This window comes from Algoriphagus confluentis (assembly GCF_036245625.1).
Taxonomy (GTDB): domain Bacteria; phylum Bacteroidota; class Bacteroidia; order Cytophagales; family Cyclobacteriaceae; genus Algoriphagus; species Algoriphagus confluentis.
Window position 1 is genome coordinate 1 of sequence record NZ_BTPD01000007.1, and the last position, 23,642, is coordinate 23,642.

General features: G+C 44.2%; 19 protein-coding genes and 2 tRNA genes. 6 read left to right on the top strand and 15 right to left on the bottom strand.

Annotated elements, in window-relative coordinates; all coding sequences use genetic code 11:
- Positions 1 to 196: 196 nt before the first annotated feature.
- Genes fucP through AAA943_RS11415 form a run of 12 tightly spaced genes read right to left on the bottom strand, consistent with a single transcriptional unit; the run spans position 197 to position 14,268 of the window.
- The gene (gene fucP / locus AAA943_RS11360) at positions 197 to 1,513 is read right to left on the bottom strand and encodes an L-fucose:H+ symporter permease (RefSeq protein WP_338224371.1); all 1,317 of its coding nucleotides are present in this window, start codon (positions 1,511 to 1,513) and stop codon (positions 197 to 199) included.
- The gene (locus AAA943_RS11365) at positions 1,510 to 2,280 is read right to left on the bottom strand and encodes an L-fucose dehydrogenase (protein ID WP_338224372.1); all 771 of its coding nucleotides are present in this window, start codon (positions 2,278 to 2,280) and stop codon (positions 1,510 to 1,512) included. Before AAA943_RS11365 ends, fucP begins: the two co-directional genes overlap by 4 nt.
- A 3-nt stretch (positions 2,281 to 2,283) precedes the next feature.
- Positions 2,284 to 3,111: an amidohydrolase family protein gene (locus tag AAA943_RS11370; protein ID WP_338224373.1), complete on the bottom strand. Its 828-nt coding sequence runs from the start codon at positions 3,109 to 3,111 to the stop codon at positions 2,284 to 2,286.
- Positions 3,108 to 3,971, bottom strand: coding sequence for a fumarylacetoacetate hydrolase family protein (locus AAA943_RS11375; protein ID WP_338224374.1), 864 nt, complete (start codon positions 3,969 to 3,971; stop codon positions 3,108 to 3,110). Before AAA943_RS11375 ends, AAA943_RS11370 begins: the two co-directional genes overlap by 4 nt.
- 41 nt (positions 3,972 to 4,012) lie before the next feature.
- Positions 4,013 to 4,771 carry an SDR family NAD(P)-dependent oxidoreductase gene (locus AAA943_RS11380; protein WP_338224375.1) on the bottom strand — a complete coding sequence of 253 codons (759 nt, stop codon included), beginning with the start codon at positions 4,769 to 4,771 and terminating at the stop codon, positions 4,013 to 4,015.
- A gap of 26 nt (positions 4,772 to 4,797) precedes the next feature.
- The gene (locus AAA943_RS11385; protein WP_338224376.1) at positions 4,798 to 5,184 is read right to left on the bottom strand and encodes a response regulator; all 387 of its coding nucleotides are present in this window, start codon (positions 5,182 to 5,184) and stop codon (positions 4,798 to 4,800) included.
- Positions 5,174 to 6,205, bottom strand: a complete 1,032-nt coding sequence (locus AAA943_RS11390) for a response regulator (protein ID WP_338224377.1) — start codon at positions 6,203 to 6,205, stop codon at positions 5,174 to 5,176. Before AAA943_RS11390 ends, AAA943_RS11385 begins: the two co-directional genes overlap by 11 nt.
- Positions 6,202 to 6,645, bottom strand: coding sequence for a response regulator (locus AAA943_RS11395; protein ID WP_338224378.1), 444 nt, complete (start codon positions 6,643 to 6,645; stop codon positions 6,202 to 6,204). The genes AAA943_RS11390 and AAA943_RS11395 overlap by 4 nt, the downstream gene beginning before the upstream one ends.
- Positions 6,626 to 9,001, bottom strand: coding sequence for a PAS domain-containing protein (locus AAA943_RS11400; protein WP_338224379.1), 2,376 nt, complete (start codon positions 8,999 to 9,001; stop codon positions 6,626 to 6,628). The genes AAA943_RS11395 and AAA943_RS11400 overlap by 20 nt, the downstream gene beginning before the upstream one ends.
- Positions 8,998 to 12,492: a PAS domain-containing protein gene (locus AAA943_RS11405; protein ID WP_338224380.1), complete on the bottom strand. Its 3,495-nt coding sequence runs from the start codon at positions 12,490 to 12,492 to the stop codon at positions 8,998 to 9,000. Before AAA943_RS11405 ends, AAA943_RS11400 begins: the two co-directional genes overlap by 4 nt.
- Positions 12,493 to 12,549: 57 nt before the next feature.
- Positions 12,550 to 13,623, bottom strand: coding sequence for a Gfo/Idh/MocA family protein (locus tag AAA943_RS11410; protein ID WP_338224381.1), 1,074 nt, complete (start codon positions 13,621 to 13,623; stop codon positions 12,550 to 12,552).
- 15 nt (positions 13,624 to 13,638) lie between these two features.
- Positions 13,639 to 14,268 (bottom strand): peptidylprolyl isomerase, encoded by a 630-nt coding sequence (locus AAA943_RS11415; RefSeq protein ID WP_338224382.1) that lies wholly within the window; start codon positions 14,266 to 14,268, stop codon positions 13,639 to 13,641.
- A 76-nt stretch (positions 14,269 to 14,344) separates the two neighbouring features.
- Between AAA943_RS11415 and AAA943_RS11420 the strand changes: the two genes are divergently transcribed.
- Entirely contained in the window at positions 14,345 to 15,583 is a 1,239-nt protein-coding gene (locus AAA943_RS11420; RefSeq protein ID WP_338224383.1) for a GAF domain-containing sensor histidine kinase, read from the top strand.
- On the opposite strand, the gene AAA943_RS11425 is transcribed toward AAA943_RS11420, so the two are convergent.
- Entirely contained in the window at positions 15,566 to 16,729 is a 1,164-nt protein-coding gene (locus tag AAA943_RS11425; protein ID WP_338224384.1) for a 1-acyl-sn-glycerol-3-phosphate acyltransferase, read from the bottom strand. The genes AAA943_RS11420 and AAA943_RS11425 overlap by 18 nt on opposite strands.
- Positions 16,730 to 16,945: 216 nt before the next feature.
- Between AAA943_RS11425 and AAA943_RS11430 the strand changes: the two genes are divergently transcribed.
- On the top strand, positions 16,946 to 18,055 hold the full coding sequence (locus tag AAA943_RS11430; RefSeq protein WP_338224385.1) for an AI-2E family transporter: 1,110 nt from the start codon (positions 16,946 to 16,948) through the stop codon (positions 18,053 to 18,055).
- A 33-nt stretch (positions 18,056 to 18,088) separates the two neighbouring features.
- Here AAA943_RS11430 and AAA943_RS11435 read toward each other — a convergent pair.
- Together AAA943_RS11435 and AAA943_RS11440 are read right to left on the bottom strand one after the other, a co-directional pair.
- Positions 18,089 to 18,170, bottom strand: a tRNA-Leu gene (locus tag AAA943_RS11435).
- 19 nt (positions 18,171 to 18,189) lie between these two features.
- A tRNA-Pro gene (locus tag AAA943_RS11440) sits at positions 18,190 to 18,263 on the bottom strand.
- A gap of 894 nt (positions 18,264 to 19,157) precedes the next feature.
- Between AAA943_RS11440 and AAA943_RS11445 the strand changes: the two genes are divergently transcribed.
- The 4 genes from AAA943_RS11445 to AAA943_RS11460 are packed head-to-tail and all read left to right on the top strand — an operon-like array spanning position 19,158 to position 23,525.
- Complete coding sequence (locus tag AAA943_RS11445) at positions 19,158 to 20,495, top strand: TolC family protein (protein ID WP_338224386.1); 1,338 nt, start codon at positions 19,158 to 19,160, stop codon at positions 20,493 to 20,495.
- A complete protein-coding gene (locus AAA943_RS11450; protein WP_338224387.1) occupies positions 20,492 to 21,601 on the top strand; it encodes an efflux RND transporter periplasmic adaptor subunit in 1,110 nt (369 codons plus the stop codon). Before AAA943_RS11445 ends, AAA943_RS11450 begins: the two co-directional genes overlap by 4 nt.
- Positions 21,598 to 22,845 (top strand): ABC transporter permease, encoded by a 1,248-nt coding sequence (locus tag AAA943_RS11455; RefSeq protein ID WP_338224388.1) that lies wholly within the window; start codon positions 21,598 to 21,600, stop codon positions 22,843 to 22,845. Before AAA943_RS11450 ends, AAA943_RS11455 begins: the two co-directional genes overlap by 4 nt.
- Positions 22,842 to 23,525, top strand: a complete 684-nt coding sequence (locus tag AAA943_RS11460; RefSeq protein ID WP_338224389.1) for an ABC transporter ATP-binding protein — start codon at positions 22,842 to 22,844, stop codon at positions 23,523 to 23,525. The genes AAA943_RS11455 and AAA943_RS11460 overlap by 4 nt, the downstream gene beginning before the upstream one ends.
- Positions 23,526 to 23,642: the final 117 nt, after the last annotated feature.

The following is a 23,642-nucleotide window of genomic DNA, read 5'->3' on the forward strand; positions in this document are numbered from 1 at the left end:
CCGGTCTGAGTCACCCCTTGTTTGATTAAAATTTCGATTTGGTACCTTTGCTCTGGGCTGAGATGATTGAATTTCTGCATGACAACACTAATTTAATTCTTCAGCCTAAGGAAGGAAGCCTAGGCTTCCTTCCTTAAACCTTTAGTGTTGCACTTATTACTTGAATCTGGAAAAGTCTTTCCAATAGACCTATGGTCTAATTATTTATGACAGTTTTCTTCACCCGAATACTGAATAGCCAAACCATTAAAAAGCAGGCAAAAGGAAGAAAAAAGGAGAAATTCACTTCCGGAACCCCGAGAATCAAGGTGTCCGTGTAGCCTTTCCCTCCAAGGTCCAAGATCATCCCCTGTAGGGTAGGCATGATGGCCCCTCCCACGATAGCCATGACCAAAAACGCCGCGGCAAACTTTGAGTCCTCTCCCAAACCATCCAAAGCGATACCATAGATAGTTGGAAACATCAGGGACATCGCAAAGCTGATTCCAACCAAAGAATACAATCCAGTCATTCCTTCCAGAAAAATGGCTCCTAAAGTGAAAGCCATGGCCAGGATAGAAAAAGCAGCTAATAGTTTTGAAGGGGATATAACACGAAGCAATGCCGTACAAATCCATCTTCCTGCCAAAAATACCCCTAAAGAGGCATAGGCATAATTGACTGCATCGTAGGTGGTAATTCCGATCGATTCGCCATATTGATAAATGTAGGTCCATACCATGATTTGCGCACCTACATAAAACATTTGGGCTAAGGTTCCTTCCACAAAGTTTCTGTTTTTCAGCAGACGCTTCATTGTGGAGCCAAAGTTGATTTTCCCACGGGAATCCTTGTTTTCCGGCATTTTAGCCAGTGCAATCACCACCAAAATGCCCAAGACTACCAATCCCAAGATCACGTAAGGATTTCTGATGACCATCAGGTCATTACTCTTCACTATGGCTTTGGCTCCGATATCCAAAGAGTCATAAATCAGGTTACCATTTTCGTCTAAATTATTGGACTGAAGGGAATTGAGAATAAATGTTTTGGCCACGAAAAGACCCGCCAAGGCGCCCATGGGATTGAAAGCTTGGGCTAAATTCAACCGTTGAGTGGCTGTTGCCTCGGGCCCCATGGATAGGATATAGGGATTGGCAGTAGTTTCTAAAAAGGCCAATCCGAAGGTCAGAATATACAAGGCAGCCAAGAAGAACCCATAGCTTTCCAAAGAAGCCGCTGGATAAAATAAAAGTGCCCCAAAAGCATACAGGCCCAGACCTAAAAGGACACCTACCTTGTAAGAATATTTTTTGATAAAAAATGCGGCTGGTAAAGCCATGGTAAAGTATCCTCCATAAAAAGCCAGTTGTACCCATGAGGCTTGGGTGTTGTTCAGTTCCAAAACCCGCTTAAATGCTGCCACCATGGGATTGGTGATGTCATTTGCAAATCCCCAAAGAGCAAAAAGGGAGGTGATCAGAATGAAGGGGATAAGGAGTTCTTTTGGTACTACGGGAGATTTTCGGTTCATAAAGATCGGTCAAGATGGGTATATCCCCCGTCCACATAGAGATGCTGTCCAGTGATGTGTGAGGCTTTTTCAGAAAGAAGGAAAATAGCCATCGCAGCTATTTCTTCCGGATTGGTCATTCGCCTGCCCAAAGGGATTTTTTGGTTGATTTCCTCCAGTTTTTTTTGAGGGTTGGAGAAGGACTGAATCCAGGACTCATACATCGGAGTGTAAACTTCAGCGGGTAATAGGGCATTGACTCGGATTTGGTAGGGAAGGAGTTCCACGGCCCATTCCCGGGTGAGCGCCAATTGAGCTCCTTTAGCAGCCACATAACCCGAAGTGCCTCCCTGCCCGGTCACGGCTGTTTTGGAGGATATATTGACTATCGCTCCCTGACTTTTTTTCAAATGGGGGAGCGCGTAGTGGGCCAAATGGTAATAATGGAACAGATTGTTAGCAAGGGATTGGGCAAATTCCTCAGGAGATCCATTTTCCAAACCGACACTGTCATTGGCTCCGGCATTGTTGACGAGGCCATCTATTTTTCCAAACTTTTCCACCGCTAGCATGACCACTTCTTTGGCCTGATCGGCTGAAAAGAGCCGAATGGGCAGATGAAGGGCATTTCCCTGAGCCAATTCCACCAAGGCTTTCCCTTCATTTTCCGAAGGATCAATAATGACCGGAAACGCACCTTCCTCAATCAGCCCTTTGGAAATGGCTCCTCCTATTCCTTTTGCTCCACCTGATACCAGAATGACTTTTCCCCGTAATTTCAGATCCATGGCTTAAGATATTTGGTAAAATTCCAAGGCTGTTTGACCCCAAATAAGGTCCTGTTCGGAGGTGGAGAGCTGTGAACTGAAGTCCTCAATCACCCGGAAAACCTGCTCGTACTCTCCAGCCACCAAACAGACAGGCCAATCTGATCCAAACATCAACCGCTCAGGGCCGAATAATTCCATGCTGATTTCCAAAAAAGGAAAGAGGTCCTCATAGGTCCATTTTTGCCAATCTGCCTCGGTGACCATGCCGGAAAGTTTGCACCAAACCAACTCCCGCTCAGCCAAAGGAGAGATGCGTTTTTTCCATTCCTTCCAGGCTCCTGATTTGATCGCCGGCTTTGAGAGATGATCAATCACAAATCGCTGATCCGGGCATTTTTTTACCAATTCCAAAGTAGCCTCAAGATGCTGGGGAAACGTCAGGAGATCGTAGCAATAGCCTTTTTCACCTAGTTTATGAATACCTCGGATAAACTCTTCCCGGAGCATGTATCGGGGATCTTTACTCTGCAATACTTCCCGAAAACCGACTAGATGCTCATTTTCCGAGTAGTTTTCCAGCACTTCTTCCAATCCGTCACTTCCCAAATCTGCCCAGCCTACCACTCCCAGAATCCACTCGTGCTGCTGAGCAAGGTCAATGAGAAAATCCGTTTCGCGTAGGCTTTCCTCTGCCTGCACGGCAATGCATCCATCGATTTTGGCGTCTTGGAGCAAAGGAAATAGATCACCGGGAAGGAAATTTCTCCGGATCCTTTTCATATCCTCGCTGATCCAGTCTTGGCGTTTGGGATCGTACTCCCAAAAATGCTGGTGGGAGTCTACTTTCATCCTTCAGGGTCGTTGATGGCTACCTGTTTGGAAACACCAAGTCCCTCAATACCCAACTCTACCACATCTCCTTCCTTTAGGTATTGGGGCTCGGGTTTTAATCCCATTCCTACTCCTGCCGGGGTTCCTGTAGAGATGACATCCCCAGGGAGTAAAGTCATGTATTGAGATAGGTGTGCAATGAGTGTGGGAATGTCAAATATCAGGTCTGAAGTGGAGCTGTCCTGCAGCGTTTTTCCGTTGAGTTTGAGCCAAAGCCGCAAGTTATGAGGATCTTTGATTTCGTCTCGGGTGACCAAAACCGGTCCCAAAGGAGCAAAGTGGTCTGCGCTTTTTCCTTTGACCCATTGTCCTCCGTGGTGCAACTGAAAATCCCGTTCGCTGACGTCATTGTGGAGGCAGTAGCCTGCGATGTAGTCGTATGCGTTTTCTTTTTTTACGTATTTGGCTCTTTTTCCGATCACTACGGCTAACTCCACTTCCCAGTCAGTTTTTACCGAGTTTTTGGGAATAAAAATGGGATCAAAAGGACCACAAAGGGAAGAGGTGGCTTTCATGAAAATGATGGGCACTTCGGGTACGGCCATTCCTGCTTCTTCTGCATGTTTGCGGTAATTGAGACCGATGCAGATGATCTTGGAAGGGCGGGCGATTGGAGAACCCAATCTCGCACCCTTTGAGATTTCCTTTAGGTTATCTTGGTTTGCCTTTAGCCAACCGGAGAGCCTTTCCAATCCATTGGAATCAAAAAAAGCTTCGTTCCAGTCTTCCCCAAATGCGGAGCAGTCCAAATATTTTCCTTCCGAAGTCTGAATACCGGGAAGCTCTTTCCCTTTTTCTCCAAATCGTATGAGTTTCATGAGATAAGTTTAGGTTTATTGGTTTGAGATTAGAGGTAAGGCTACATTTTGAGGCCCATAAATCCTCCGTCTATGTTAAAATTGGCTCCGGTGATGAATCCACCAGCGTCTGAACTGATGAAATACGCCAATTCAGCGATTTCTTCTGGAGTTCCCATTCTGCCGATGGGTTGGGTTGCAGCGAGCTTGGCATACATTTCTTTTTCCTGACCCGGGTAGTTTTTGGCCAAAAATCCATCCACAAAAGGGGTATGTACCCTTCCGGGAGATAGGCAGTTGCAGCGAATCCCTTGATCGACATAATCTCTGGCTATGCTCAACGTCATGGAGAGCACGGCTCCTTTGGTCATGCTGTAGGCAAACCGATCGGGAATGCCAATGGTGGCAGCCACAGAACAAAGGTTGAGAATGGATCCCCCGCCTTTTTCAATCAATTTGGGTAAAGCAGCTTTGATCGAATGAAAGACTCCTTTGATATTGACGGAATACAGCCTATCGAAGTCTTCTTCGCTGGTGTTTTCGACTTTTCCTATATGGGAGATTCCTGCATTATTGATCAGCACGTCAATTTTTCCAGGAATGGAATTCACGGCTTTCCTTACCGCATCAAAGGCTGTAAGGTCAATTTCCAGGAATTTGACAGTAAAACCCTTTTCATGCTCTTCCATTTCCAGCTTTGTTCCCTCGGGATGGTTGGTGTCGATGAAAAAGACAGTGCATCCTTTCGAGGCGAATTTTTTGACCATGGCCAAGCCGATACCGCTAGCTCCTCCGGTAATTAAGACAGTTTGATGTTTCATTTTTGATAGATCAATTTCCAAGCAGATTAGGAGACCTCAAGGATTTGATGGTTTATTTTTTTTATTGTTTCCAGAGTTATGGGCTTTACATAGAACCCTGCCACACATTTGTACTCCCGGGAGATTTCCGGGATTTTTGAATTCACAGAAGAAGTGATTAAGAAAATAGGTGGGACAGAAGATGGGCTTGATTCCAGTTTATCCAGGAAATCCCAAGCACTGATGTCCTTTAAGTTCACATCTACCATTGCGATGGGTTTATGGGCTGAATCCTGATTTTTTAAAAACTCCAAACCGTCCAATCCAGATTCGAAGGATTGGATAGTGAGTTTTGGATTGATTTTTCTAAACATCTTTTCCAGTATGATCAGCAAGATCGGGTCATCATCTATAAGGACTAGGTCAGGAATCATTTGGGTTTTTGCCGTTTAATACTCTTTCTGATTTTTTACTGATGTCTCTCACGATACCGTCGAGTTCTTCCGAAGATCTTTTGATGTATTGAATCAGTTCGAGGGTTTCGGGATCCATGGTAGATTCACAGGACTCCAGCAAATGGATAACTCCCATCATTCTGGCAAGGGGAGCCCGTACCACATGGGATTGGATCCAGGCGATTTCTTTGAATGTCTGGTTCTGTTCCTCGATTTTATGGATGTATTTCAGGTTTTCGGTGATGTCTTTGATCAAAACGATAGCTGCATTCTGATTATTGATTTTGACTTTTGCGGGACTGATTTCTACATCGATGATTTCTCCGTTTTTCTTCAAGTGTCTGGTGAATCGGACATAATCCGATTTATTATTGATCCAAAAGTCTTCCACGGATTGGACTAAAACAGGAATTTCCTCCTGCGGTCTGATATCTTTCAGTCCTAGGGTCAAAAATTCCTCCCTGCTGTATCCATAGCTTTCACAGGCGGCATTGTTGACATCCAGTATGTTTAAGGTATTGAGGTCATAGACTAGGATTGGAGAGGGATTGAGCTGGAACAGGTCAGCGTATTTTCTCTTGGTCTCGGTAAGTTCCTGAATGAAGTTGACTCGTTGAATATTGTATATCAGGCTTTTATAAAGGATGGCAGGGGAAAGATCATCTTTGACCAGATAGTCAGAGGCTCCAAGCGCCAAAGATCTACTGCCAAACTCCAAATCTGTAAAGCCGGTCAATACCACCACCGGGATTCCTTCGGTGAGTCTGATGATCTCTTTCACCAAGTCTTCCCCCGACTTGTCCGGAAGAGAAAGGTCCAAAAAGACCAAATCAAATCTGCGTGTCGATTGGTTCAAAACAGTGGTAGCCGCTTTGAAATCCTCCGCATGAACCATGGAGGAATTGATCAAATATTCGGAAAGATATTCTTCTAAGATCACAAAATCACCCAAATTGTCCTCTATCACCAATAGGTGATACTCTTTTTCGTCCCTTTTCATAGAATTGAGGGTTTAGGGAGTTTAGCCACAGAATTCCAGAATTCTTTGATCTTTTTCACGACATGATGAAAGTCTTGAATCTCCAAAGGTTTGACAATATAGCAATTGGCATGATGGTCATAGGCTTTAAAAATATCATTTTCTGAGGAGGAGTTGGTCAAGACTATGATGGGTGTTTTTTTTAGTGCGGGATTGGTTTTGATGGAAGCCAATACTTCATGACCGTTTTTTTTGGGCAGATTGATGTCCAGTAATAGGATATCAGGGAGATTTTTCAGACTTGAGGTGCCCAAGTCTTCCAGGGTCTGAAAGGCCTCTTCACCATCCCGGACTACCCTGATTCGGTTGGAAAGATTGGCTTCATCCATTGATTCTTGGATCAGGAGTATATCGCCCTCGTTATCTTCTACCAAAAAAATGTCAATTGGCTGATTCGTCATATACTTTCAAAGTGAAATGAAATTTACTTCCTTTTCCGGGAATGGAATCTACCCATATTTTTCCTCCATGTTGTTCGATGATCTTTTTGCAAACAGCCAACCCAATGCCTGTCCCTGAATATTCTTCCTTGGTATGCAGTCTTTCTAAAATATTGAAAATCTTTTGAAAAAATTCCTTTTCTATTCCTATGCCCCGATCTTCTACCGTGATTTGACAGTCCTCCTTGTTGATGTGGGCATAGATGCTTAGGTGAGGAGAGAGGTCTTTGGGATGGTATTTTAGAGAATTGGAAATCAGGTTGATGAGCACCGTTTTGATTGGACTGGGAATTCCCCAAACTTTGGGAAGTGGTTGCACATCGACGATTGCTTTTTTCTCCCGGATGACTTCTCTTTTCAAATCCAAAACCTCCTGAACCAATTCGTTGAGATCTAAAGCCACCAACCGTTCAGAATCGAATCCAATCGCCGCGTAAGCGATCATGTCTTCAATCAGCGTACTCAATCGCTTGGACCCGTCCACTGCAAAATGGATGTATTGCTGGGCCTTTTCATCCAATTGATGACTAAATTTTTTTTCCAGCAATTGAAGAAATGAGCTGATCATCCGCAAAGGTTCCTTCATGTCATGGGAAGCTACTGATGCAAATTGCTTCAGTTCGTGATTGGCGGATTGGAGGCGATCGTTTATGGAGATAAGCTCTTGCTCGTTTTTCTTCTTCTCGGTAATATCCATGTGGGTTCCAAACATCATCAGTGGCTTACCCTCCTGGGTCCATGAGAATACCTTTCCCCGATCCATGACCCATATCCAATGCCCATTTTTATGCCGCATTCTTACCTCTGCTTCATATATACCGTCTTTTTTAGTGAAACATTCCTCCAAAATGCGGTTGGATATTGCTAAGTCCTCCGGGTGGGAATGGTTGATCCAGGTTTGTATGCTTATCGGCTCCAGCTCTTCCAGGGTGTAGCCGATCATTTTTGCCCAGGTTTCATTAAAAATTGTTTCCCCAGTCTGCACGTTCCATTCCCAAGTGCCTGCCCGAGTACCTTCTATCAGATTCGAAAGTCTTTTGTTTTGCTCCTCTATTTTTTGTTCGGCTTTCTTTCGGGAGCTGATATTTTGGGTTGATCCGATAATCCTGATCGCTTTTCCCTGCTTGTTTCTCAGGATAATTCCTTTGTCTATCACATCCAGATATTCCCCGAAGGCATTTTTGACCCGAAATTCCTTGGACCAGATTTTGGAATCACTGGCAATTGCCTCGTTTAGGTCTGCAGTCACTTTTTCCAGATCATCAGGATGAATGATGGACCTCCAAAATGCATCGTTATGGTAATTGTCCTCGGCTTTGTATTTCAGCAGTTTTTCAAAGTTTTCACTCCGGAATGTTTGGTTGGTCTGTAGATCCCAATCCCAAATAATTTCAGAAGTAGCCTGTGTGGCCAAGGTAAATCGCTGATTGCTCAGCTGTAGGTCTTTGGTGGTTTCTTCGATTTTTTTGGAAAGGACCAAGGGTAAATTGGCAAATCGATAAATCAGGTATCCAAGTAGCCCGGCCAAGAGAAAACGAAGACCCATAACCCACAGGTGAGCTTGAATTGCTTTTGAGGCTTTTAGTTGGACCACTACTGTCCAGTTTCCCTCCGGTATATGGATTTGGGTAACGGGCCCATCTGCTTCAGAAAAATCCGTCTGTAAGAGGGAGCTAGTGCTTGCTTCGCCCGGTTTGGTTTTTAGCAGATCAAAAAGAAGCGTTGATTTTTCGTCATCAAACCCAATGAAAACTTCTTTTTTAAATTTTTCCCAGTCAATAATTACTGCCACGAAGCCTTTGAATTGATTTTCTTCAAATAAAGGCAGGCGACCAATAATTCCCTCTCCTCCTTGAAGGAGCTTCAAAGGACCGGCAAAGTATAAGGTTTGCTTATCAATGGCGGCCAAGGCTTCCATTCTGATTTCAGGATTTTTCAGAATATCATAGCCGATAACTATCTCGTTTCCCTTCAGAGGATGGGTGGCAATGATTTTTCCGCTATCCAAAAACTGGATTTGATCGATGATGTCGATATTATCGATGATACTTTTCCCGACTTCTGAGAAATTTTGCTCTACATCGTTGGTTTTTACCAAGTAGGCCAAAATGTTTACCGAGGAATTGGCGGTGTAGAGAATCTTTTCGATTCGGTCCTTAACCAACTCAGCGGATTGATTGACGAATTGATTTTCCTGAAGCCTATCCAGCTCAATTTCTTTCTGAGAAATGAAGATCCCGATGGAAAGCGTCACCAAAAATCCCAGGATTCCGGAAATGATGGGGCTTTTTGAAAATAAATTTCCTCTCTTTTTCATCTTTCCTTTGGTTTTTGGAGGGTGAAAAAGAAGGTGGACCCTTGTCCGGGAGTTGAGGTTACCCAGATTTTTCCTTGGTGCAATTCTACAATTTTCTTACAGATAGAAAGCCCGATTCCAGTACCGGAGAATTTGTCCTGAGTGTGAAGCCGCTGGAATATGATGAAGATTTTTTCCAAATAATCGGAATCAATCCCCAGTCCATTGTCTTTGACTGAAAATTTCCAAGCGTCTATTTCCTCTTCACAAGTAATCCAAATCCGGGCTGTTTGTCCATCCGGCTGGTATTTAATGGCATTGGATATCAGGTTTTGGAAGAGTTGGATGAGGGTGTTTTTATGCCCAAATACCTTAGGCAAGGCATCCTGGTGAATGACCGCTTTGCTTCTTTGCAGGGTTTTTTTGAGGAAGAGTTGTGCAATGTGTACCAGCTCTGAGGTATCAAGCCACGTCTTGGACTCCTGAAAATTGTCCAATTTGGAAAATTCCAGCAAGTCCAGAATGATTTGTCTCATTCGCTTGGCACCCTCGATGGCAAAGTGAATGTATTGTTTGCCTTTTTCATCCAGAATGGAATCGTATCGTTTTTCTAAAAGGCCCAAAAAGCTGGAGATCATCCTGAGTGGCTCCTGCAAATCATGGGAAGCTACGTAGGCAAATCTTTCCAATTCTTGATTGGACAGTTCCAGCTCCTTGTTTGCTTTTTTGAGTTCATCATTAAGTTGTTTTAGGGAGTTTTCGTATTTCTTCCGGGTACTGATATCCTGCATGGCTCCGACTAGTCGGGTTAAATTGCCTGCTTCATCCCGAAGGACGGTCCCTGTATCCGAAACATCGGTGTAATCTCCATTGGATTTCAAAAATCGATATTCCAGCTCAAAACGGGTGAGTTCAGGATGGCTTTTGAGATTCTCCAGGAAATCCAAAAGCCCCTGAATATCCTCGGGGTGTACACGATTTATCCATTCCTGATAGCTTTCTTTTTGGGATTTGAGATCTATCCCAAATAGCTTCAAAAAGCCATCTCCCCAGATATGAATGTCATTGCGTATGTCCCAATCCCAAATGGCATCGTTGCTGGCATCTGCTACCAGCCTAAAACGTTCATTGGCAATTTTCAGCTCTGATTCTCTATTTTTTTGCTCAGTAATATCCCTTTTGATCCAGATCCAGTGACTCATGTCCTCATTTTGGGTTTTTACTGGGATTACGTTCAAACTTACCCAAAAGGGAGTTCCATTTTTTCGATAGTTCAGAAGCTCTGTAGAGAGACTTTTCTGATTCTTTAACGCCTGTTCCAAGTGCTTGAGGGTGTCCGAGTGGGTGTCCTTACCTTGTAAAAAATTGGGATTTTTCCCCAGCACTTCTTCTTTGGGATACCCGGTAATTTCCGAAAAAGAGTGATTGCTGTAGATCGTCTCAAAATCCTGTTTTTCGGTATTGTATTGGGAAATAAGGATGGCATCTGAGGTGTGGGTGACCACTGATTCCAATAATTTCAGATGCTCTTCCCTTTCTTTTTCTTTGGTGATGTCTTGAAGTGCTCCGACCATCCGGATAGGAGTTCCAATGTTATTTCTTAGAATAATCGTTTTTTCATGGACAAAGGCATAAGTTCCATCGTATTTCTTAAACCGGTATTTGCCCTCCCAATATTTCCTGTGATGGTCTTTGCGGGCTGTTAAAATGCTTTCCCATATTTCCTTAAAATCATCGGGATGAATGGATTCCAGCCAGGCGTTTTCATCCACCTGCACGTGTTTTTCGGGATAGCCAAAAAGGGAATGGTATCCTTTTCCCCAAAAAATAGTGTTTTTGGCCAGATCCCAATCCCAAATCGCGTCGGAAACAGCTTCGGAAACCAAGGAAAAGCGGTCATTGGAGATTCGAAGGGCATGCTCTGCCCAATACCTGTCGGTGTCATCTGCGACTGTGGAAATCATGAGGTCCAAGTCAGGAACAGGAATATTTTTCGCGTTTACTACTTTCTCTTCTCCGCTTTGGGTAGTAATCAATACTCCTCTCCAGGCCATCCGTTCCGGGTCTCCACTCTTGAGGTCTTCCAAGATTTGGTTTTTGATCCAGTTTCTATATTCCGGATTGGGATATACCCTGTAAAAAAAGTTTTCCACATTTTTCAATTCCTGTGCCGGCCAGCCATAAATATCAAGGAATGCCTGATTCAAAAAGGTGGCTTCTCCCGTACTGATCTTATTCACGGCAATTCCCAGAGGCAAATTATCCAAGGTGGACTCTATAAATTTATTCCTCTCTTTGAGGGCAAGTTGTGCTTCGATGAGTTCGGATATATCCTGAACCACACCCTTGAAGAGTTCTTTGGATTGGTCTGATTCTTTGACTATTTCACCCAGTTCTCTGATGTATTTGACCGTGCCCGAAGGAAGCTGGATTCGATAAATCACATCCAGCTTTTGCTTTTTGGTCAAGGCTTCATTTCTTTTTTTCTCGAAAAAATTTTTATCCTCGGAATGGATTGACTTCAGAAAATAATTTAATTCCAGAGGTTGAGTACTTTCTTCGATTTCCCAAATCCGAAACATTTCCTTGGACCAAAACACTTCCTTAGTCTTGAGATTTGTTTCCCAGTATCCGACTTTGGCTATTTCTTGGGCACTGATCAGTCTTTGGTTCAGTTCTTTGATTTTCTGATTGGTTCTGATTTTTTCGGAAATGTCCCTGGAGTGACAGGCGATGCCAATGATTTGTCCTTCAGTTTTGATTGGATGAATGATGGTTTCGAGAAAAGTCGTAGGGTAGCCCGGGCGCTCCTCCAGTTTGCGTTCTATTTTGACGGTTTTTCCATTGAGCGCCTGCAGGTATTTTTTCTTCCAAAACTCATAGGATTTCGAGCTATACAATCGTGTATCCAAAATATAATTCCCAGGCTGGATGGTCCAGTCCAGGGAAGATTTGACCAAATCCAAAAATGCCCTGTTGGCATGGATCAGATTCAGATTTTTGTCCACACTCCATATCAGGTCCGGAGTGGAATTGATTATGGTTTGAAAGCTAAAGGATTCTTCAAGTTCAAGTCCATCCTGCATTGATTCAGGAATCAATTTTGCAATCATGAAAATTGATTTGATGATTCCTTCTTTTTCAAACTCCCCTTTCAGATCAGTCCAAAATGTTTTTCCGGAAGAATTGCCCAGTTTGATTTGAAGATGAAAGCAATTTTCTTTCTGAATGGATGTGGCAATTGCTTTTTGGACCTTTTTTCGGTCTTTGGGTACCACAAACGAAAATTCAAAGTCAGGAGAATCAACCAATTCTTCCGGACTGAAGCCAAACAATTCCATGAAATTATTGGAAAAAACTGATTTAGAGGCGTTTAAATCAATTTTCCAAACACCAAACCCTGCCACTCTTTCTGCTCTGCCCAAGTCTCCTTGGATTTGAAGAGAAGCAGGAGAGGCTGGGACGGGGTTTTCTATCCCCTTAGACGGATTCAATTTGGGTTTGGCAGGCATGAAGTACTTGATGTTTATCTCAGATAATTTACTTCATTGATTTAGGTTTCTTAACTATTAAAGTTGAATTATTTTTCCTGTCTTCACAGATTCGTCACAGGCAAATGCGATTTTCAGGCTGTTCAGTGCGTCAGCCAAGTGGTCGGTGAGGTCCAAGTTTTCTTGGATGGCTTGGAGAAAATAGGCCTGTTCCCGGTCACAAAGCTCTTGATGGCCGGGCTCATCGGTCATGTCTATCCAATCATCCGACTTGGTAAAATGGTTTTTTTCGTCCAGATCAGCATGGTGTACCCGGATCGATTCGGTTTTGGTATGGGAGTCCACATCATCTGATTTCCCTGATTTTCCGGCTTCCTTGGCTACGATGGATACAGCACCTTTTGGCCCGAATACGTCCTTTATAAAAAATGCCGTCTCGCTGACCATGGGACCCCAGCCTGCTTCGTACCATCCTACAGAGCCGTCCTCAAAGCGGATTTGAAGCTGCCCGTAATTGTAATTATCCTTGGATATTTCCTCGGTTAGGCGGGCTCCAATGGCCGAAACTGAAATCGGTTTGGATCGGGTCATTTGACACATTACATCAATGTAATGCACGCCGCAGTCCACGATTGGGCTTAGGGATTTCATCAGATTTCGGTGGACGTCCCACATGAAGCCATGACTCTGTTGATTCAGGTTCATCCGCATCACCAGAGGCTTTCCCAGCTTTTGAGCTTCTTCGATAAATCGGATCCAGGAAGGATGATGCCTGAGGATATAGCCTACAACTACTTTTTTGTTTTTTTCTTTCGCTTTGGCAATGATTCTTTCGCAGCCCAAAATGGTGTCAGCAAGCGGTTTTTCTATAAAAATATGACAGCCGGCCTCCAATGCCTTTAGGGCAAACTCCTCGTGGGTATCCGGATAGGTCGAAATACAGACCGCATCGGGTTTGGATTGGAGCAAAGCATCTTCCATATCCTCATATAGCGGATAGTCGGCATTCAGCTTTTGATTGAGCCGAACCTTGCTGTCTCCTCTGGCTACCAGTCCGCAGATTTGAAATTCAGCCATATGGTGATAAGCCGTGGCATGAGAAGCTCCCATATTTCCGCATCCTACCACCAGGATTTTTAATTTTGGATTCATTGGATTTAAATGGATTTAGTGATTAAGAAGCTGATTTAATTCCTTTTTTGAAAGATAAATGATGTCAATCTTGAGTGTGACCGGACTCAAAGGTTGATTATTTTGATCTCTAGCTAGCTTTACCAGTTGATCAATCACCTCCATCCCTTGAATCACCTGACCAAAGACAGTGTAGTTTCCATCCAGTCGGTGCAGTCCGTCTTTGTTTTGGACAATGTAAAATTGACATCGTGCAGAGAGTTTGCCCGGATTATCATCTCTACCAGCTCCTAAAGCTCCATAGGTGTGGGTGAGTTCGGGATGAAATTCCGGTTCTAGCAAATATTCTGGGTCAGTAAAGCCTTCTGGCGTATCTGGACAGCCTCCCTGGGCTACAAATTCGGGAATGACCCGGTTGAAAGTCAGGGAATCCCAATATCCAGCTTCTGCCAATTGGATAAAGCTCCTCCGGTGATTGGGCGTTCGATCATCCAGTTCCAAGAGGATTTCTCCCAGAGGAGTTTGGATTCGACCATAAGGGGATTTTTCCTGAGCCTTCGCAAAAGAAAAGAAAGTCCAAAAACAAAAGATATTCGTAAGTAGAAAAAAGTTCGGGAAGGTTTGGAAAAAGGTAGTGGTTATGATATGCAGTTTTTTGTGTTTCATAAGGGGAAAATAAGCTTATGATTTTTCTTAAATGGAATAATAGGAAGTCAATCGAAGATAGTATTTATTTTGCAGGATGAACGAATCAAATATGGGTTTGGAAAAGCTAATTCCGGATAATGAAATGGAGCGTCTATTGGCGCTTAGTGAGTTGGATTTGGATTTTATGGACCTGAATAAAAACCTTTCAGATCTCACCAAACTGGCAGCCAAGATCGCAGGAACTCAAGTATCTCTGATCAATCTCATCGATCACTTTACCCAATGGAGTGTGTCTTCCTTTGGCTTGGACATCACTCAAATGCCCAGGGAGGATACCGTCTGCCAATACGTGATTGTGGATCCCAATATCCAAGATTTTGAAGTTCAGGATCTGGCCAAGGATGAGCGATTCAAGGACAAATTTTATGTGAAGGAAGATCCCAGTCTGAGGTACTATTATGGGGTGCCGCTTCGAGTCAATGAGCGTGTGAGCCTGGGCGCTCTCTGTGTGATGGACACGGACTTTAAAGAATTGAGTCCTGAAAAGAAGGAGATGCTCGGGATTATTGCCAAGGAAGTGGTCAATAGATTCAAGATTTATAAAGCCGTAGATGGCCTCCAAAAAAGGGTACATGAGTCCCAGCAAATAAAAAACCGGGTTGCCCATGATATCAGAGGACCTTTGGGCGGAATTATTGGTCTTGCCGAAATCATCCAGATGCAGGGAGATCAAAACAAGCTCGATGAAGTACTGGAATTCATCAACTTAATCCAAAAAAGCGGGAAATCCTTGTTGGAATTGGCGGATGAAATCCTTTCTCAGGATTATGGAAGTCCAAAGACCATTCAGCCAAGAAAGCCGAGCGATGGAGAGTTTACCTTGAATACCCTCAAGGACAAACTGATATCCATGTTTGATCCCCAGGCTTTGATCAAAAATATAAGCCTTACCGTGAATGTCGAGGCTCCCAATGCAGAGGTACCTTTCCCCAAAAACAAGATTTTACAGATTTTGGGAAACCTGATATCCAACTCCTTGAAATTCACTCCTAAAGAAGGTAAGGTTTCTGTGAAATTGGATTATAAAATTTTTGAGAATGAACAAACACTGCTCTTGGAAGTAGCTGATACCGGCACAGGGATGACCTCTGAGAAAATTGAAGAAATCTTAGCCCTTCAAGGGAAATCTACCCAAGGGACCATGGGAGAGTCGGGATATGGGTTCGGCTTGAATCTAGTCCAGCATTTAATCCAAAGCCTCAAAGGAAAAGTGACGATCCAGTCCAGCCCCGGCGGAGGTACCAAGTTTGAGGTCTCAATTCCTTTTCACTAATCGAAAGCACTCAGAATCCACTGAGTGCTTTTTTTGATTGTCAACAGGACTGGCATACATGGACAGGAAGTTTTCTACCAAAAACCCGTTTTTGGCGTCCACTTTTTCATTAAGTCTTCCAATAAAGGCATTTTTCTCTTCTTCTGTGTAAAATCCGGCTTGCTCGGAAGTCTTATGCAGCAAGTCATGGGCGATGTAATTGCTTGGCCAAAGTTTATATCCATTCCATATTTTTTTGTCAATCACCCCGGATAATTGAACAAGCTTGTCATTTTGGGAGAGATTCATGGCCGCTATTTCCCTGATTTCTTCATTTAACTCCCCATTTACGGAAATACGAATTCTTTTTTTTGTGCCAATCAAACCTCTTAAAAGGTTGACAAAATCTTCATTTTCACTTTTAATGTACTTTTCCTGCCTTGACTTGGCCAAAAGCTCGGGCATTTTCAACACATCGGTGGGATCGTATTCATAGGAAATGGACACCGGTACCAGTCGGATTTTTTCAAAATAGGAAAAGGAGTCCGAGCTTTCCTCGGCCAAAGTCAACATCTTGAGCACGCTTTTTTGTGTGCTGTCATTTCCATCCTTGGTTCTTCCTTCCCGCTGTGCAGTCCATACAGATCTGTTTTCGTTGAGCAAGGATTTCTTGATAAACTCCGAGACCAGCATGGAGCTCTCGAAGAGGGCTTTCCCACTTAGTCCCCGCTGAATGGCGAAATTCCGATTCAGTCTGGAGAGAATATGTAAAAATGGCTTTTTGATCAGATTGTCTCCGATAGCTGAAGTAGTCATCACCAGTCCATTCTCAAATAGACAGGCATTGAGCAAAGAAGTGTCCAAAATAATATCTCGGTGGTTGGAGATAAAGAGGTAGGAGGTGTTCGGCTTTAGGTTTTCAAACCCTGAGGTACTCAGGCCATCCGAGCTTTTTTCCAAGACCTTCATCAAAGCGGGATAAATGAACTTGATCTGAAAGTCCCTAAGGGAATGGGTCTGCAGCATCATGCTTTTCCAAAAGGTGGTGGGTTGATCCGGAAAAGCAAAATTCATCATGGCTTCCAGCATGGGGTCATCAATAATCTGCCGGATAGCAGCATTGACTTCGGCATCATAATAGGGTCTGATCGGGTCGAATTTTGACATAGGTGGGGTGAGATTCTGAACGCAAAAAGCAGAATTTTATGCAAATCGCGAAATGGAATTGGTCTAATGGTAGACGTAAAAAATGGGGATAAAGGTCTGTTTTTTTTCAATAAGCTTCTGTTTTCAGAAAAGATTTGGAATTTTCGCCCCAAAGCTGAGTTAAATCAGGAATGAAAATACGCTGTTTTTGTAAATTCTGGGCAAAACCCACAAACTATGAGAAAGCTTCAGACAGCCGCGTATTTTCTGATTGTTTTGGTATTGGGAGCACTGGTCATGAAAGAAGGCTCCTTTATTCTGGTACCCTTGGTTTGGGGGGTTTTTTTCGCTTTCGCACTCAATCCCTTGGCCGTTTGGTTTGAAAAAAAGTCCATTCCCAGAGGGATGTCGATTGTTTTATCTATTTTTCTGATCAGCTCTGCCGTATTGGGTATCTTTTACCTATTGCTCAATCAGATGGTAGGATTGATTCGGGATATCCCCGAGATTGGAGCCAACCTTCAATCCAAGCTTGAACTTTATTCCGAAGAGCTGTCCTTTCTGATTGGAGGGGATGGGGTGGACTCCGATCACAAAACTGAGTTTTGGTCTATTGTCAGACCTGAAAATATCAACCAAACCCTTTTCTCTACCGGAAAGTCCCTCACTCTAGCCGGAATTATCCCACTTTACATTTTTCTTTTGCTCTATTATAAGGATTTTTTCGGTGAGTTTTTGGTTCAAATATCCAAGGAAAAAAAAGAGGATGTATTGGCCTGGGTCAGGGATTCCGGACTTGTCATCCAATCCTATCTGATCGGAATGATTCGCGTTACTTTCATTGTATCCGTGCTTTCTGGATTGTTTTTCTTTTCCATCGGGGTCAAGTATTTTTTACTCTTTGCTGCATTTATAGCCATCATGAACCTGATTCCTTATGTGGGAGTAGTCATTTCTTCATTTTTCGCAATTCTGTATGTGTTTCTTACCTTCGACACCTTGTTTTTTCCTTTGCTTACTTTTTTTGTGCTCTGGGGAATTCAGCTTTTGGAGAACAACATCATTACTCCATTGGTAGTAGGAGCAAAGGTCCAGGTCAATGCCTTAGCTGTGATTTTGGCTATTCTATTAGGAGGTTGGCTTTGGGGAGTTTCCGGTATGGTTCTATTTATTCCTTTGGTAGGTGTATTGAAAATCACCTTGAGTAGAAGCGAACGGCTGCATCCTTTTGCCTATCTCTTAGGGGATCAAATTCCGGTAGAAGAAGAAAGTGAAAATTTTGTAAAAATTCTTGCCAGAAAGCTGAGGAGGAAAGAAAAGGTGAATAGGAGTGGGGAGAAGACATAAAAAAACCTCTCAGAGATTCTGAGAGGCCATAAGTGCGCATGAGAAGATTCGAACTTCCACACCCGAGGGCGCTGCCGCCTGAAGACAGTGCGTCTACCAATTTCGCCACATGCGCAAGTGCCGGAAAAACTTTGTCGGGGTGGCAGGATTCGAACCTACGACCTCCACATCCCAAATGTGGCGCGATACCGGGCTACGCTACACCCCGAACTAATTATTGAAACCAGAAGAAGAGCTTTTATCTTCTTCATTAAAAGCTTTAAAATGGAGCGAAAAGAGCTCTTCAATCCATCTGACTGATTACCAATATTTTATTTCAGTAAAATAAAAAAAGGCAACTCTTCTAAACTCTTTTTTGAAATTGGGCTTTCCCCACTCTCTTTCGAGTCACGAAAGTAGGTAAAATTTGTAGATCTCCAGCAAGTTTTTTTTTAGATTTTCCAAGAATAGAAAAAATCAGGTAGGGATCGCCCGTCAATTATTCTTGACTAAGAATTCACCATTCGTTAGTTGAGTCAGAATGCTTTGTTTTCCATCTACCTATCGGAATAGGAACAACTATCTTTAGATGATTCATGGATTTTTTTCTGAGCAGGAAAGCGTTGCAAAGCGAAAGAAGCAATGACTTTGGACTCTTGCTTTCCTATTCTCTTCTTTCAGCTTTTTTCCAAAGAAGAAGGAAAGTCGAGTCGATCTGTAAAAGTCCTATCCGAGTCCTCCTGTAGACCATAGCCTAATTGCAGGCAATGGAATAGGTCTTCAATTATTGAAAGGATTTTTCAGGCCAATAATAGACTCCTTGGACTGAATTCTTGAGAAGGGGTTCTTGCATTGAGCGGAGTGGTATAGACTTTTGGCTGATGGCCGCTTAGGGTGATTTACTTTTTCCTAGGGACTGGATTGAGCCAGTGAAGAGGTTCTCTTAGGTTCTTTTTTTCTTTTTGTTTGCCCTCGGATTGGAGTCCTGTAAAGGGGCGGACCTATTGCTTCGTAGGTTGTTTCGTCTGCTTAAACCTACTTTTAAGCGGCTTCGGCTTCTTTTTTTTTCAAGGCTAAGAGTCAGTATCCAACTTGGCGACATGAATCCATATTCTAACCGCTGATGATACGCTCCTTACATTTCCTATTCTTCACAATGGGCCTCTTTTATCTAAGTTGCCAACCGGCTTTTGGGCAGGATCTGGTTTTCCATACTTTGGAAGAAGTCCTGTTTTTTGCGAAGGAGAATTCTCCAGAACAAAGAATCCGAGCCTTGGAGAGAGAAAAAGAGGGGATTGCATCCCGCATGAGCAGGACCGAACTACTTCCCGCCTTTCGGGCCTATGGTACCTGGGACAATTACCTTCAGCTTCCGGTCCAATTGCTTCCATCGGAGGCGGTGGGAGGTGAGCCAGGCACTTTTACGGAGATTCGATTTGGCACCCAATACCAAATCAATCTGGGAGTAGAGGCTTCTTTGCCACTTTTTGATCCAGAGCTTTGGAGCAGAATTAAATCTGACCGACTTAGGTATCAGATGGGGCTGCAGGAGTTGTCTTCTAAGGAACAAGCATGGACTGAGGAGATTGCCCGGATGTACTTTCAGGTGCTTCTTCATGAGGAAAGCTTAAGGCTGGCTGAAGCGCGTTATCAACTATCCGACTCTATCTTTCAATTGGCTGAGTTTACTTTTCAGGCAGGTGAGATGGAACCCTTGCCTTTTCAAAGGATCAAAGCTTCTGCTCTCTCGGCTCAACATGCATTTATCAGGCAACAAAAGCAAAGAGACTTAGCCAAGTCCTCGTTGACAACGCTGATTGGTGCCGGAAACCAGCCCGTTGGACTGTCGGAAAAAATTCAAAGCTTAGCCACCAAAGAGGAGTTTTCCTCCTATGAGCTAAACTCCCTGCCTAGCTGGAGGAGGGAGGAATTGGCTTTGGCGCTGAGCCAGCAGGCATGGAAGCAGTCCCGTGCAAGTTATTGGCCCAAGCTGACTGCCAACGGGAGGTTTTACCAGCAAACCTTGGGAAATAATTTTAACCTAAGCGATGCCAGTTCTTTTGAAGTTGGGGTCTGGGGTTTAAGCCTAAACTGGACCATTTTTCAGGGTAACCAGAAACGTCTCAAAACGAAAACTGCCTACTTGGACTGGCAAATTGCTAAAGAGCGGCAGTTGCATACTCAACAGATTCTGGTCGAGGAACAAAACCAGCTCGACATCGAGTTGCGCCAAAATCAGCAACTCGTAAATGACTTTGCGCCACTTCAAGTGCTCTATGAAGAAAACTACCGCTTGGCCGGCATTCAGTGGGCAGAGGGGCAAATTTCTACAGATGAGCTCCTTCAGGTAGAAAAGGAATGGATAGAGCAGCAACAAGAATATCTGATTGCACTTTCTGACCTTTTCACCTCCAAAGCACTTCAGGCCATCCGAAATCAATCCTACACCGAAACCCCATGAATCAGCTTCAATTAAAAATCAGCAAACTATTTCATTTGGTCATTTCTTCTGCAGGACTTTTGGCCTGCTCGGAAGTTCCTACTCAGACTCCTCAGCTCAAAGCAGTCACGGAGGCTGTCTATGCTTCAGGCTACCTCGAGGCATTAAACCAGGCAGAAATTCGCTCCCAAGTGGATGGGGTATTATTGGAATCATTTGCCAAAGAGGGGGACAAAGTAAAAAAGGGCCAAGTTTTGTTTACCCTTTCGGGAGTGGCATTAGATAGTCGACTCCACTCTGCAAAAACGGCCTATGACATAGCATTGCGGAATGCTTCCGAATCAGGCCCTGCAATACAGGAAGCAGTCCATGGAGTCTCAATTGCCAAAGAACAATTTATCAACGACTCGCTCACGTGGGTTAGACAATCCAACCTTTTTCCACAGAAGGCAGTCTCTTCATCAACCTATGAGAATGCCCGAAAAGCTTACGAATCCTCCCGACAGAGTCTGGAGCGCAGTCAGAGCCAGTTGAAAAGTAAGCGAGATCAGGTCATTCGGGAGCTTGAAGCCAGTCGGAAAGATTTGAGGATGGTCCAAGACGAGTTGGATTTCTACCAAGTGAAAAGCGACCGGGATGGGATCTATTTCGAGTCACCTTTTTCTCTCGGAGAGCTGGTCAAAAAAGGCGATGTCCTGGCCGTCATCGGCTCGGATCAGGGCTACATCGGCAGTCTCAAAATCGATGAGAAAGATATCAGTCGGGTCAGTCTGGGACAACAGGTCCTGTTGGAGATGGATGCATTTCCGGATCAAACCTTCATGGCCAAAGTGACCAAAGTCTACTCCAGAATCGACCCCATAGATCAGATGCTGCGTGTGGATGTCGCCTTGACAGACAAGCTACCCACGGCACTGACGGGATTGGCTCTGGAGGCAAACATTGTCATCCGTGAAAAATCCGACGCCCTTGTCATTCCCGGTAACCTCCTGCTTCCAGGTGACAGTGTCCGTGTTCTGAAAGAGGGAAAAGCGCAAAAAGTGAAAGTGATTCCCGGTATCCGGACCTTGTCAGAGGTGGAAATCCTGGAGGGAATAACAGCCGAATCCAATCTGATCAAACCATGAATGTCATTCTGAAAATCGCCAAAACCCACCTCTTGTCCAAGCCCAAGCAGACTTTGGTGGCGATGCTGGGCGTGACCTTCGGTATCGGGATGTTTATCATGATGATCAGCTTGATGACCGGTCTGAATAATTTCACGGAAGACCTGACCAAAATCGCCTCGGCAGACATCCGAATCTACAAAGATGTCACCGAACCAAGAGCCACGCTTTTGGACCGAATTCGTCCGGAAGGATTAAACCTGGTTCATCATGTCAAACCCAAAAACGAGTCCGATAAGATCCGAAATTCCCGTCAGATTGCAGATCTGCTACGCCAAGACCCCGAAGTGATCGGCGTGGCTCCTCGGCTGACCAGTCAGGTCTTTTACAACTTTGGCCCTGTAAAACTCAACGGTTCGGTAGCTGGGGTGGATATTTTGGAAGAGGACAAGCTCTTTGACCTCCATTCCAAAATCAAGGCTGGCTCACTGGCAGCACTCAAAACCACCTCCAATGGTTTGATTATAGGTTCTGGCTTGGCCAAAAAACTTTCCGCTCAAGTCGGTGATTTGCTGATGGTCACTACTCCGCAGGGGGTCGTATACACAATGAAGGTAGTTGGGATTTTTCAATTGGGATTGGGAGAAATCGACAATGTCCGATCCTATGCCAATCTCGCCACGGTCCAAAAGCTATTGGGCAAAGATGCCAGCTACATCACTGACCTTAATCTCAAAATTACCAATTACCGGGAGGCAAAAGCCAAGGCAGAGACCATTCAGGCAGCCTTTGGGAATAAGGCTGAAGATTGGGAAACGGCCAACTCCACGCTGCTGGCAGGGGCAATAATTCGGGACATCATGACTTACTCCGTTTCGATCACTTTATTGATTGTGGCTGGTTTTGGGATTTACAATATCCTCAACATGACTATTTACAGCAAGATGAAGGACATTGCCATTCTTAAGGCCACGGGTTTTGCGGCCAAAGATGTCACAGGAATATTCCTTACCCAGTCTTTAATTATCGGTCTGATCGGTAGTCTGATGGGATTGGCAGTGGGATTTGTCTTTTCCTTACTGTTGGCCCAGGTTCCTTTTGATGGTGGGGAGTTATTGGCTTTAGATTCACTTCCGGTCAACTTTGAGACCAAGTATTACCTCATCGGAATTGTCTTTGGCGTAGTGACTACTGCAATAGCAGGCTGGATGCCTTCAAGAAAAGCAGGGAAAATTGACCCAATCGAAATCATCAGGGGAATATGAGCACTAGCAATATCCTGCTCAAGACGCAGGGAATCACCAAATATTTCCATGATCCAGAGACTTTTCAGGTTCTGAAAGGCATCGATATAGAAGTCCATAAAGGAGAGTTTCTCAGTCTGATAGGAAAGTCTGGCAGTGGGAAATCCACCCTTCTTTACCTGCTCAGCACCATGGACATGGACTTTGAAGGCAAGTTGGTGATCAACGGGGAAGAACTGACCGAAAAGTCTCCGGACTACTTGGCGCGATTTCGAAGTGAGCACATCGGATTTGTATTTCAGTTTCATTTCCTCTTGCCTGAGTTTTCCGCATTGGAGAATGTCATGATCCCTGCGCTGAAGTTGGGGAAGTATTCGGAGGAAGTGATCCGCCAAAAAGCGATGGAAAAACTTGACCTGCTTGGAATCGCGGATCAGGCAAAAAAAGCTTCCTCCCGCCTTTCCGGAGGACAGCAGCAGCGAGTGGCTATAGCCCGGGCATTAATCAATGATCCTCTGCTGATCATGGGCGATGAGCCTACTGGCAATCTGGATTCAGTCAATTCGAAAATCGTGTTTGATACGTTTCGAAAACTCACCAGAGACTTGGGACAGACCATCATCACGGTGACCCATGACGATGATTTTGCTGCAAAAACAGACCGTATCATTGAGATGAAGGATGGAAAGATCGTTTCCTGATCACGGGTTTTGGAGTCAGTTAATGGCTGGCTATGGGAAGCCTAATTCCTACCTGCGAGGGTTTGACCGAAGCTTGGAAAATTGGAATTCTTTGTGCCACGAATTGACTAGCCCGAG